The organism is Coleofasciculus sp. F4-SAH-05 (assembly GCF_040222985.1).
GTDB classification, from domain to species: domain Bacteria; phylum Cyanobacteriota; class Cyanobacteriia; order Cyanobacteriales; family Coleofasciculaceae; genus Coleofasciculus; species Coleofasciculus chthonoplastes.
This window is the reverse complement of record NZ_JAVKBY010000151.1, coordinates 1-11,826: the sequence shown is the minus strand read 5'-3', so window position 1 is coordinate 11,826 and position 11,826 is coordinate 1. Positions and strand designations below refer to the sequence as shown.

General features: G+C 45.1%; 11 protein-coding genes and 1 pseudogene. 9 read left to right on the top strand and 3 right to left on the bottom strand.

Translation table 11 applies throughout. The features are described from left to right. Window positions 1-257: 257 nt before the first annotated feature. The 3 genes from RIG27_RS18115 (at window position 258) to RIG27_RS18105 (ending at window position 4,395) form a co-directional block, all read left to right on the top strand. Window positions 258-2,162: an ABC transporter ATP-binding protein gene (locus RIG27_RS18115; protein WP_446347413.1), complete on the top strand. Its 1,905-nt coding sequence runs from the start codon at window positions 258-260 to the stop codon at window positions 2,160-2,162. A 336-nt stretch (window positions 2,163-2,498) separates the two neighbouring features. Next, window positions 2,499-3,245, top strand: a complete 747-nt coding sequence (locus RIG27_RS18110; protein ID WP_446347411.1) for a Mut7-C RNAse domain-containing protein — start codon at window positions 2,499-2,501, stop codon at window positions 3,243-3,245. 301 nt (window positions 3,246-3,546) lie between these two features. Next, window positions 3,547-4,395: an Rpn family recombination-promoting nuclease/putative transposase gene (locus tag RIG27_RS18105; RefSeq protein ID WP_446340152.1), complete on the top strand. Its 849-nt coding sequence runs from the start codon at window positions 3,547-3,549 to the stop codon at window positions 4,393-4,395. Between the two features lie 189 nt (window positions 4,396-4,584). On the opposite strand, the gene RIG27_RS18100 is transcribed toward RIG27_RS18105, so the two are convergent. Next, window positions 4,585-5,817, bottom strand: a complete 1,233-nt coding sequence (locus RIG27_RS18100; RefSeq protein ID WP_446347409.1) for a damage-control phosphatase ARMT1 family protein — start codon at window positions 5,815-5,817, stop codon at window positions 4,585-4,587. A gap of 194 nt (window positions 5,818-6,011) precedes the next feature. Beyond that, window positions 6,012-6,137, bottom strand: a complete 126-nt coding sequence (locus tag RIG27_RS18095) for a hypothetical protein (RefSeq protein WP_446347415.1) — start codon at window positions 6,135-6,137, stop codon at window positions 6,012-6,014. On the opposite strand from RIG27_RS18095, the pseudogene RIG27_RS18090 reads away from it, so the two are divergent. The 6 genes and pseudogenes from RIG27_RS18090 to RIG27_RS18065 all read left to right on the top strand — a co-directional run. Further along, window positions 6,136-6,303: pseudogene (locus RIG27_RS18090) on the top strand (IS200/IS605 family accessory protein TnpB-related protein); the annotation flags it as partial. The gene RIG27_RS18095 and the pseudogene RIG27_RS18090 sit on opposite strands and share 2 nt — an antisense overlap. Continuing rightward, complete coding sequence (locus RIG27_RS18085; protein WP_446347407.1) at window positions 6,276-6,449, top strand: hypothetical protein; 174 nt, start codon at window positions 6,276-6,278, stop codon at window positions 6,447-6,449. The pseudogene RIG27_RS18090 and the gene RIG27_RS18085, both read left to right, overlap by 28 nt. Before the next feature lie 658 nt (window positions 6,450-7,107). After that, window positions 7,108-7,428, top strand: a complete 321-nt coding sequence (locus RIG27_RS18080) for a hypothetical protein (protein ID WP_446347405.1) — start codon at window positions 7,108-7,110, stop codon at window positions 7,426-7,428. Between the two features lie 340 nt (window positions 7,429-7,768). Then, a complete protein-coding gene (locus RIG27_RS18075) occupies window positions 7,769-10,423 on the top strand; it encodes a tetratricopeptide repeat protein (protein WP_446347403.1) in 2,655 nt (884 codons plus the stop codon). Beyond that, the gene (locus RIG27_RS18070) at window positions 10,420-10,557 is read left to right on the top strand and encodes a hypothetical protein (RefSeq protein WP_446347401.1); all 138 of its coding nucleotides are present in this window, start codon (window positions 10,420-10,422) and stop codon (window positions 10,555-10,557) included. Before RIG27_RS18075 ends, RIG27_RS18070 begins: the two co-directional genes overlap by 4 nt. A 3-nt stretch (window positions 10,558-10,560) precedes the next feature. Further along, on the top strand, window positions 10,561-11,349 hold the full coding sequence (locus RIG27_RS18065; RefSeq protein ID WP_446347399.1) for a DNA-binding response regulator: 789 nt from the start codon (window positions 10,561-10,563) through the stop codon (window positions 11,347-11,349). A gap of 161 nt (window positions 11,350-11,510) precedes the next feature. Here RIG27_RS18065 and RIG27_RS18060 read toward each other — a convergent pair. Then, the coding region (locus RIG27_RS18060) for a hypothetical protein (protein WP_446347397.1) at window positions 11,511-11,826 on the bottom strand (316 nt) is incomplete at its 5' end.

The following is an 11,826-nucleotide window of genomic DNA, read 5'->3' as shown; positions in this document are numbered from 1 at the left end:
TAGCGATAAACCAATGAATTTTGATTCGTGCCGTAACCCACCATCAAACAATATGTAACTGAGTTAAGTGATAAGTAGTAACCACCCAACCTTTGAGTAATGGTGCGTTACGCTACGCTAACGCACCCTACGATGTGCTGTGAACTTTTTCTGGAATAGAGTCACAACGGGGATAGTACGATCGCGAATCAATGGAGATGCGGTACGATAGGGCATTGGCTTGTTACAATTTCCATTAATTCTCGTTTTAGAGTGTCATGGCTGATACCGTTCTCGACGTTCGCAACCTACAAGTCAAATTCAAAACCGATGAAAAGGAAGTCCTAGCTGTTGATGGAATTAGTTTTCAAGTGAAACGGGGGCAAACCCTGGGAATTGTGGGTGAGTCGGGTTCGGGGAAGTCAGTCACCTCACTGGCGGTGATGGGGTTAGTGTCAACGCCGGGTAAGATTACTCAGGGGGAGATTTATTTTAAACCTCAAGCCGATGGCGCTCAACCCAAAGACTTGCTGAAGCTGAATGAGGAACGAAAACGCCAGTTTCGGGGCGGTCAAATTTCGATGATCTTCCAGGAACCGATGAGTTCCCTCAACCCCGTCTACACAATCGGGTTTCAGCTTATTGAGGCTATTTTACAGCATCCGGACATTTCCCAAGGTCAGGACATTTCCAAAGGCGGAGCACGGCGTCAGGCGATCGCACGGTTGCAAGAAGTGCGGCTAATTCCGAGTGATGAGGAACTTAAGCAGGAGTATGAACAAGAAAATCCCGATCGCGCCGCCTTCACTGATCGAGCCATTAGCCAGTACCTGAATCAGCGCAAACAGGAAATGCTCAAGCGCTATCCTCACGAACTATCCGGGGGTCAATTGCAACGGGTGATGATTGCGATGGCAATTGCCTGTGATCCGGAGATTCTGATTGCGGATGAACCCAGTACCGCCCTGGATGTTACCGTACAGGCGGCAATTCTGGACTTACTGCGGGAGTTGCGGGATCAGCGCGGAATGTCGATGATTTTTATCACCCACGACTTAGGCGTAATTGCTGAAATTGCCGATAGTGTGGCGGTGATGTATCGAGGAAAAATTGTTGACAGGGGCAATGTTTTGCAGATTTTCTCTCATCCCCAGCATCCGTACACGAAAGGATTATTAGCCTGTCGTCCTACTTTGGAAAAACAGTTAAAATACTTACCCACTGTGGCTGACTTCATGGAGGAGGTGACGACAGAGAAGGGTAAGGTAGAAATTCGCGAAAAATTCCCGACGTTTGAGCAGGAAAATGGGGCAAAAGTTCAGCGAGATAATCACGCCATCTCTGACGCCTCACCCTCTGTCCTACTTGCCGTTAAAAACCTCCGAGTGGGGTTTCCTGTATCCAACTTATTTGGCAAAACTAAACGCTATATTATGGCGGTCAATGATGTGTCCTTTGAGGTTGACCAAGGCAAAACCTTGGGACTCGTGGGGGAATCAGGTTGTGGTAAATCCACCCTTGCCCGCACGTTATTGCGTTTAATTGAACCGATGGGGGGTAAAGTCTTTTGGCACGGAAAAAAAATCACCAAGATTAAAGGTAAGCGCTTGCGGCAAATGCGGCAAAAAATGCAAATTATTTTCCAAAATCCCTTTAGTTCCCTAGATCCCCGGATGAAGATTGGGGATGCGGTGATGGAACCATTGGTGATTCATAAATGGAAGGATAGCAAAGCACGTCGCGATCGCGCCGCCTATTTGTTTGAGCGAGTGGGGTTAAACACCGACTGGATGAACCGCTATCCCCACCAGTTTTCGGGGGGACAACGCCAACGGGTTTGTATCGCTAGGGCGCTAGCATTAAATCCTGAGTTTATTATCTGCGATGAATCGGTTTCGGCTCTGGATGTGTCGGTACAGGCGCAGGTGCTGAATCTGCTGAAGGAGTTACAGAGTGAGTTTAAACTCACCTATATCTTTATCTCCCATGACTTAAGCGTAGTTAAATTTATGAGCGATCGGATCATGGTGATGAATAAGGGCAAAATCGAGGAAATCGATGCGGCGGAGAGTATCTATCGGGAACCGAAAACTGAGTACACGCGCCAGCTTATTGCATCTATTCCTACCGGAAGCTTGGATCGGATTGAGCAACAGCAAGCAGGGCGAGGATTGATTCCTTGATTTAGAACGCGATCGCTAATAGATTCGGGGTGGGTTTCATACAGCACGATCTGTAGGGGCGGGTTTGACAGATAACTTATAGCAACAAACCGATAACTTAACTAAACCCGCCCGGTTATCGGGGTGGCTCACGCGATCGGGGCGGGTTTATTTACATTGGGGTCAAACCAAAAGGATAGTTGTAAAACCCGCCCCTACAGGTGCTTAGGGTTCCGGTTATCGGGGTGGCTCACGCGATCGGGGCGGGTTTATTTACATTGGGGTCAAACCAAAAGGATAGTTGTAAAACCCGCCCCTACAGATGGTTAGGGTTGGTTTTGAATTAAGGTGATTATTATGGCAACTGCTGAATTTAATTTTCTGGCAGAATTGAATTATTTTTTGCCCCCAAACAAACGTAATATCAGCTTTCCTCATGAGTTTAAAGGGCGAACCTCAATTAAGGATATGATTGAATCCCTGGGGGTTCCTCATCCGGAAGTGGATGGGATTTTGGTTAATGGAGAAGCCGTGGATTTTTCCTACATTGTCCACGATCGCGATCGCGTCACGGTTTGTCCAATTTCGGTGTTAGATGAAATCAATCCTAGCATTCGGGTGAGTCCCCCGGAACCCCAGGAGTATCGATTTGTCCTGGATATTCATTTAGGTAAATTAGCCAATGCGTTGCGGTTGTTGGGGTTTGATACCCTTTATCGCAATGACTACGCTGATCCAGAGTTAGCGAGAGTTTCCGCTGATGAGCAACGGATTCTGTTAACTCGCGATACCCGATTACTGATGCGTTCTATAGTGAGGTATGGGTATTATGTGCGCTCCAAAAATCCAGATGAACAAATCGTTGAAGTTTTGCGCCGCTTCAATTTATTTGATGCTATTTTACCCTTTCATCGGTGTATCCGCTGTAATGGCGTATTAGAACCTGTTGAAAAAGACGCGATCGCGGATCAGTTACCGGAGCAAACGCGACAATCCATTGATGAATTTCATCGCTGTAAAACATGTCAGCAGATTTATTGGCAAGGGTCACATTTTGAGCGAATGCAACAGTTTATTGAACAGATTATGGTGGCAAAAGAGTAAGGATTTACAGGAATTAATTGCCTAGTTTGAAAATCACATTCCCCCTTGACAAAACAATACTGAACAGCTAATATTTTCACCTGCTCCCCCTGCTTCATCGTATCTACGAAGCTGCTCAAGTATTTCCGCCGCGCCGCACTAGCTATCTGTATCGCTGTCACCCTTTAAGTAGGTGGACACAATTAAAGTTAGCGGTGGAGGTTAGGGAACAGGCAACAGGCAACAGGCAACAGTAAGGGTTTGAGACTTGTTTACATAACTTAATCTAGTTAAGTTTATTTCCACCAACCTACTTATTAATATGATTTTTATTAATCCTAAAACTGACTTTGCTTTTAAAAAAATATTTGGTTCTGAGCAAAGCAAAGATATTCTCATCAGTTTTTTAAATGCTCTGCTCTACCAAGGACGAGCCGTTATCCAAGATGTAGAAATTCTCAATCCCTATCTGGCTCCCCAAATTCAGGGGATTAAAGATACGTACTTAGATGTGAAGGCTAGGATAACTGGCGATAAAACGGTGATTATTGAAATGCAAGTTTTGAATGTAGAAGGCTTTGAAAAGCGAATTTTATATAACGCGGCGAAAGCCTATTCCATTCAATTACAACCTGGAGAAGATTATACGATACTGAGTCCGGTGATTGCTTTAACTATTACCGACTTTGAAATGTTTGAGCATCTGAATCAAGTCATTTCTAATTTTATTCTCAAAGAAAAGAGACTCTTGACAGATTATCCAATTAATGATTTAGAGTTAGTGTTTGTAGAATTACCCAAGTTTAGCAAAAGCTTAGAGGAGTTAGAGACATTAACTGAGCAATGGATTTATTTTATCAAAGCAGCTAGAACTCTAGAGACTATCCCCGAAACCATGGCGCAAGTGCCAGAAATTCGCAAAGCCTTTGAAGTGGCGAATCAAGCGAATCTAACTAGGGAAGAATTAGAAGCTTTAGAACAGCGAGAAATATATATCCACGATCAACGTAATGCGATTCGACGGGCATTGAGACAGGGGAAAGAAGAAACCCGTCGAGAAATTGCCAAGCAACTTCTGGATGTGTTAGATGAGGAAACAATTAGTCAGAAAACGGGGTTGAGTCTGGAAGAAGTGCGACAGTTCAAAATCGATGAATTAAATGATGAATAATAATTGGGTTTGTAGTAAGGGCTTGACGCTGATAAGCTGTTCGGCATTTAAACCTTAATATCAATAATGGCGAAATCCTTGCAGTGCGTTAAGCGAAGCCATGCCGCAGGCTTTGCATCTTGCTCGCTACTAATACCCAATTTAAATGCATGACAGCTTATTGTGTTGGGTAACAAGCATCAACCCAACCTACTGGCGTGGGTTGAAAAATTGAATGACGCCCCATTGCCCATTGGTTAACCACTGCGGATCATCCTGATTCAATCTCTCAATTTGCTCCGGTTGTAATCCAGCCGCGAGTTCAGCTTTGAAGGTGCGTAGGGCAGCAAATGGTGCGGGAAAATAGCAGACAATATCCTCCCATGGCGTGGTATAATCCCATTCGCGATCGCCCAGTAAGCGGCGATAATTGGCATCCCCTTTGATAATCACAAGTTGGGATTGATTCAATTGATCACGCCATCGTTCTGGCATTTCCCAAAAGGCGAGGGGGGCTGTCCAATAGGAATCATCGCAACAGATTATGTTACCGTTGTCAATATAATTTTTGAGGCGTTCTCCTAAAGATTGTACGTCTTGATTGCTATGCTGAGAGAGAACGTTGATTGTGTGCTGAACATCCTTAATCATGGCATCAGACACAAATACTGGGTGAGGCTTTAAATGTAAGTAAATTGGTTGAGCGATTCCACTGTTCACCAAAAAGTCGGCTACACATAAATCACAGAACAACTCAAACCCAGCATTATCTAGAATTAAATCGATACGAACTCCCTTAAGGTGAGCAATGTGATCAGTAATTTGGGGGGTATGATCGACTAAAAGATTTGCCTGTTCGCGATAGGCTTCAATATTCATCCGTTGACTCTCTCCCGCGTCAGTGGGAAACAGGCTTAAGTCGATGCGATTTCCCCAAAGGGCAAAATAAAAGAGGGCGATTAAATCGGTACGGTTCCATTGTCCTTGAGCATCAACAAAGGTGTTAATTTTGCCACTCATTGTCTCAATGGCGGACATTACCTTTGCCAAACTGCTGTGTTTTTGGGGTTCAAAGGGATCGACTCGGTGCCATTTTCCCGGTTGAAAATAGTGGGTAGCTTCTAAGATGCGACGGTAGAGGTAAGCTTCTGCGGGATACCAGGGGATATCAATCCAGCGCTTTCCCTGGTAGGGTGACATATAGGTATTCCACGCCTCTAAATCCGGTTGAGTTTCACAGGTGAGCGATCGCACGATTCCATAGGGCAATTCCTGACGTAGGTTGTCCAGACTCTGGGTAATCGAGGTGGGATAATTGTTGGATGCGATCGCCCTTTGGATAATTGTGAGCCACCGTTGCGTCAGTGTCTGGTGAGCAAAGGAACCCTCCTCTGACATCATCAGGGGGGGTGGGATGGGGATACAGGGTTTAGTGGGGGACATAATCAGCGCGATCGCACGTCTTTTGACCGATTCCTGATTATAACGTTCATAGTTGCACTGTCTTCGCCATAAACGCCCGCATCGCCACTATCTACCCTTCTGTATGAAACCGTCTTGAGTGGATTAACCGAGTTGTATTGTCGGGTGTCGGGGTTAGAAGCTGTAACCAAACCTCTACCCAAAGCTACCCATTGCTAGACATTTTTGGGTAGCTTGCTTCGGTTTCGTGCCATACGCTCTATCGTATCGCTTAGACTGTTAGCTCCAATTCGCTTCTGTTCCTGCTCTAACCAAATAATTGCCGTTTCCGTTAAAGTCATCACATCCTATTTAGCCCAAAACCACAGCCGAATAGGAGTAGAGGATCTTAACGTGTCTGGGATGATGGCTAATCACAAACTGGCGAAAGCTGTTCAAGACATGGGCTTTTATGAGTTCAAACGTCAGCTAGAGTACAAGTGCAAGCTGTACGGAGCAACGCTTATGGACAATTAGGATTACTGGCAGAAGCCCAGGAAAACTACACCGAAGCCAGGGTTAATTTACAGACAGCCTTAGAGATATTTATCGAATATCAGGATGAATATTTCGCTGATATGACGCGAGAATTATTAGAACGCCTTCCCGATTGAGAAGGGCACGATGATATCGTGCCTCTACAAGAATAATGTGTCTGGCAAATAGAAACGGATATGATGATATCTTATCCCTACCTAATTAATTATCCCTGGATTATCGTAGGGGCATGGCATTGCCATGCCCTGTTAACATCGTGCGCCCACAGAATAACGTGTCTGGCAAATGAAAAAGGATACGATGATATCCTATCTTCCCGATTGAAAAGGGCACGATGATATCGTGTCCCTACAAGAATAATGTGTCTGGCAAATAGAAAAGGATACGATAATATCTACCCCCACCCAATCAATTATCCCTGGATTATCGTAGGGGCATGGCATTGCCATGCCCTGTTAACATTGTGCGCCCACAGAATAATGTGTCTGGCAAATGGAAAAGGGTACGATGGTATCATACCCCTACCCAATCAATTATTCCTGGATTATTGTAGGGACAGGGCATTGGCGTGCCTTGTTCATAAGTAGGTTGGTGCAAATAAACTTAACTAGATTAAGTTATGTAAACAAGTCTCAAACCCTTACTGTTCCCTGTTCCCTGTTCCCTGTTCCCTAATCTCCACCGCTAACTTTAATTGTGTCCACCTACTTATTGTGTCTTCACCGTATCTTGTTAGGATAAAGATAATTAACAATTCGCGATCGCCCTCGATCCATGTCATACAACCCTGACAAACACCACCGCCGTTCTATTCGTCTCAAAGGGTACGACTACACTCAACCTGGGGCTTATTATATTACCCTCTGCACCAAAGCGCGGCAATGTTTATTTGGTGATGTGGTGGCGGGGAAAATGCGATTAAATTCCTTCTTAATCTGGCAACGTAATTTTTACGAACACATCAACCGAGATGAAAAATCGTTAGAGACTATCCGACGCTATATTAAAGAAAATCCCGGGCGTTGGGCAGAAGATCCAGAAAACCCCCAGCATTATCCCAAAAATCAGAATATTCTAATTGATCTTCCCTTTTAAGGGACACGGCAATTTTAACAGGCACGGCATTGCCGTCCCCCTACATTTAACTGCCCAATTTCTTGATATGATAAAAGGTTAATGGCACTGAAACTTTGCGGTTTTAGATCGCCGAAACCCTTGATATACCCTAGGGTGGGCCCTTGCGAAGTCGAAACCCACCAGCATGCCAGTTAGTACCATTCATGCTAGGGTACGTCTCTACATTGTGGTGAATAACGTAACGGTGAGCCGGCGAATCGAGCGCAACTACAAGCTTAAAGCGCAACGACAAACCTGATTTTGAGGTAAGGTTAGAAATCAGATGGCAACGGGAGAGCAATAGGCAAAGGACGTTCTGATGAAGCGCATAAATTCGGTGACTTTGGCATTCCTATCGTTAAGTACGGTCGTCTTTTCGACTATCCTATTGTCTGTTGGCGTGATCCAGCCTCAATCCATCGCCCAAGATGCGTTAGTATCTCAAGCGCTTTCTGATTCTGAGGAAGAAGAGTTGGAACAGTTGCGGGAGGAACAAAGCATCCGAACACAGGTGCAGGCGGAAGCTAATCGCGCCTTTAGTCGCACCACCACCCTGTTTAATGTCCTCCTAGCGGTTTTGGCGCTGCTGTTAATTGCCGCTATTGTTGGCTTATTCCTGTTGCGACGGGCGGTAATTCGTGAGGTGGCGGATTTGGTGCGGGTGCATCTGAATGAATTAACCGACTTGGAAGGGAAGATTAATCAGGCGAATCAACAGGTACAAGCGATTCTGGAACGTACCGAAGATTTAGCGAATGATTTGAATCGAGAATCTGATGACTTCTATGAAGATATTGGCATGAAGCAGAAGGAGTCATCCCAGCTTCTGAGTGAACTCTCAGATTCTCAACAACAAGCACTGCGGGATTTAAATACCCATATTAAAGACGCCCAAAAAGCCCTTGCCCAAGTTGATAACGAGTTTTCTGATCATTTATCACAACTGCGTTCTCAGGTTGAATCGGAACAAACGGATACCCTGGAGAACCTGAAACAATTAAGCGCCCAATTTACCCCGGAACTGGTGAAATTGCAACAGGATACCCACGCCGAAAAAGATCGGGTGGTGGAAAACCTGAAAAACTCAGAAACGGCGTTTAGTAATCAACTGGCGGAACTGTTTAACCAAACCCAAAACCAACGGGATGGAATTCTCCAGAGTTTAGAACAACTGAGTGCCGAATTTGCCCCGGAACTCGCCAAACTGCAACAGGCGGCTCAAGGTGAAAAAGCGGCGATTATCCAGCGCTTGCAAAAAACAGAGACGGAGTTTGGCAAGCAATTAACTCAACTGCAAAACCAGGCACAAAAACAACGGGATAGGATTCTCCAGAACTTAGAAAAACTCCAGCAGGAGTTTACCCCCCAGCTTGACCAAGTGAAAGGGTCACTGGATAACCAAAAAGCGACGATTTTACAGAATTTGCAACAGGCAGAAACGGAGTTTAAACAGGAATTAACCCAACTGCAAACCACGACGAAACAAGAACGGGAGAGTATTCTAGAGAATCTGCAACGCCTCGCCTCAGAGTTCTCACCGCAATTGACGGAGATTAAAACCGACGCGGAAGAAAAGGCGCAACAGCAGCAAGCTAAAGCCTTTGCAGATGTGGAACGGTTACGCCAAGAGGTGACGCGCCACCTGGAACAATCTCAATCGCAAATTCAAGGAGAAATTGATCAAACCTTGGGTAATTTGAAGAAATTGGAACAGGAGGTAACCCGTCAGCTTTCAACCACTCAATCGGGGGTACAAGAAAAGCGTGATCAAACCGGGCAAAGTTTGAGTCAAATCCAAACCGAGTTTACTCATCAATTTTCTCAATTCCAGTCGGCGATTCAAGAGCGAAAAGATCAGGCATTCCAAAGTCTGGAAAAATTGGAATCTATGTTAACCGATGAGTTGACAGATATCCAATCTGATGCTAAGCGTCAAAAAGAGGAAATCCTGCAAAAATTAGCAGAGATTACGCCCACGGAAATTGCCGAATCCGCCTTATCTGATGTACTGCAACAAATCCAACCCCTGACGGAACAACTGGAACGATTGAATGAGAATCATCCTGAGTTTTTCTTGAATGTCAAGGATTATATTAATCAGGGGAATAATTTATTTGCCCAAGGTGACTATGAAGAGGCGATCGCACGGTATGATCAAGCCCTAGAACTACAACCCGATCACTCGAATCTATGGCATCAGCGCGGTGTCGCCTTATGGGAATTACAACGCTACCAAGACGCGATCGCATCCTTGGATCGGGGACTAGAACTCGCCCCAGAAGCCCCGGATACCTGGTACTATCGCGGATTAACTTTGCGAGAATTACAGCGCTATGAAGGGGCGTTAGTGGCGTTCAATAAGGTGATTCAAATCCAGCCTGATGATTACAAAGCCTGGCTAAATCGGGGAATGATGCTAGGGAGATTGAAACGTCGGGAAGATGCGATCGCATCCTTTGAGCAGGCGTTGGAAATCAAACCCGATTACCATGAAGCTTGGGTGAATCGGGGTGTGGTACTCGGCGCACTCCAACAACACGAAGAGGCGTATAATTCCTTTGACAAAGCCGTGCAAGTACAACCGGATGATGGGGTAGCCTGGTTTAATCGCGGCTTAGCCTTGGCGGTATTGGAACGGTATGAAGAAGCAGTAACCTCGTTTGAGAAGGCGATTGAACTGAAACCAGAGTCTCATAAAGCGTGGACCTATAAAGGTAATATGTTACTCAAGTTGAAACGAGAGCAGGAAGCCTTAGAGAGCTATGATCAGGCATTAGCCATTCAACCCGATTATGCTCCAGCTTTTTATCAGAAAGCCATCGGCTATGCTCACCAACGTCAGGCTCACTTCAGTATCGACAACTTGGAGAAAGCGATCGCCCTGAATCCGGCGTATCGTGAGGAAGCCAGAACGGATTTGGACTTTGACGCGATCGCTCAAGATGATCGCTTCTGGCGCTTGATTGAACAATGAAACCTATAGCTGTAGGAGGAGGTTTAGCCACAATTGTAGGGGCGGGTTTGGGAACTAGCGGTAGCTTCTTACCAATAAATGAACAACTTGCACCCGCCCTGATTCATCAATCTTCTCGCGCTCTTCGAGTATGACGAATGACGAATGACAAAACTATGACACCCGAACAAAAACAGGAAATCACCGAACTACGCGATCGCAACTTAACCCCGAAACAAATTGCTCGCAAACTCGGATTACGGGCGGCTGAAGTTACCGCGTATATAAAAGAACAGGCGGAGGAAAAAACACTTGCCCATGTTGCATCGGGAGAATTAGATCCCGTTGTCGAATGTTTCGTCAACGCTAACTGTGCGGACTATTATCTTCATGACAACACTGAGCCAATTGAAGAAACTGAGGACAATCTTGACCGAGGGTTAGCCTTAGTCTGTATTACCCGCCAAGCCAAGTATGACCGATTCACCGTTTGTACTTACCTACTAGATTTATGGTGTCTCGGTGTCAAGGATACCATGGGTCCCCGTCAACTGAATTCAAGTGAATATAAACAGATGCTAGACTACGCCTATCAAGGCTTTTCCGAAGGCACTCAAAAAATTACCCTTGAACAAGCCCAAGCCCTAGTGTATAGTGCCGTAGACTATGCCGACCAATTAGGATTTAAACCCCATCAAGATTTTCAGCAATCGCGATTTCATTTAGGCAAGTGGAGTGGTCAACCCAAACTTCAAATGGGTTGCAATGGTAAACCATTTTATATTAGTGGTCCCTATGATAACCCATCAATAATTATCAACATCTTGCGGAAAAATGTCGGTGAAGGAAACTTTGATTACATAACCCAGTTATTTGATGATTCTGATGAATCTGGTTCATTCACTGACTCGTTGTTAACTGAATCCTTGTTAAGGGAGCTTCCCTAAACTGCAAAAATGTTCAGCTAATTAAATCGCTAGACGTTGTATTAAGCGAGCAAGATGGTATTAAGCGAGCAAGATGCTCGCACTACAAGGATTTCGTAAGAATGACACTGACTGGTATGCTGGTGGGCATTGCCTACGGTATATCTAATCACCTTTATTTATTAAGGTTTGATACCAAGTTGCAGTCTAAGGTAGAATTTGTCATGCTGAGCAGAATGCAGTGAAACGGAATGAAGCTCGCGCATCTGTCCAGATTCTTCGCTTCGCTCTCCAATGACATGATAGAACGCAACTTGGTATGAACTTTGTGCAGCAAGCCCTACTCTATGACAAATGACGAATGACAAATGACAAATGACGAATGACAAATGACAACCCCCGCCTTTAACTTTTATTGTCCCCACCTGCACAAAACGTGAACCACTACTTTGCCACAGTCGCCCGTGGATTAGAACCCATTGCGGCGCAAGAACTTGA

What these genes read in the sequence shown, in the direction of transcription:
- RIG27_RS18115 (WP_446347413.1), top strand. Translation starts at nt 258, where the DNA reads ATGGCTGATACCGTTCTCGACGTTCGCAACCTACAAGTCAAATTCAAA.
- RIG27_RS18110 (WP_446347411.1), top strand. Translation starts at nt 2,499, where the DNA reads ATGGCAACTGCTGAATTTAATTTTCTGGCAGAATTGAATTATTTTTTG.
- RIG27_RS18105 (WP_446340152.1), top strand. Translation starts at nt 3,547, where the DNA reads ATGATTTTTATTAATCCTAAAACTGACTTTGCTTTTAAAAAAATATTT.
- RIG27_RS18100 (WP_446347409.1), bottom strand. Translation starts at nt 5,817, where the DNA reads ATGTCCCCCACTAAACCCTGTATCCCCATCCCACCCCCCCTGATGATG.
- RIG27_RS18095 (WP_446347415.1), bottom strand. Translation starts at nt 6,137, where the DNA reads ATGACTTTAACGGAAACGGCAATTATTTGGTTAGAGCAGGAACAGAAG.
- RIG27_RS18080 (WP_446347405.1), top strand. Translation starts at nt 7,108, where the DNA reads ATGTCATACAACCCTGACAAACACCACCGCCGTTCTATTCGTCTCAAA.
- RIG27_RS18075 (WP_446347403.1), top strand. Translation starts at nt 7,769, where the DNA reads ATGAAGCGCATAAATTCGGTGACTTTGGCATTCCTATCGTTAAGTACG.
- RIG27_RS18070 (WP_446347401.1), top strand. Translation starts at nt 10,420, where the DNA reads ATGAAACCTATAGCTGTAGGAGGAGGTTTAGCCACAATTGTAGGGGCG.
- RIG27_RS18065 (WP_446347399.1), top strand. Translation starts at nt 10,561, where the DNA reads ATGACGAATGACAAAACTATGACACCCGAACAAAAACAGGAAATCACC.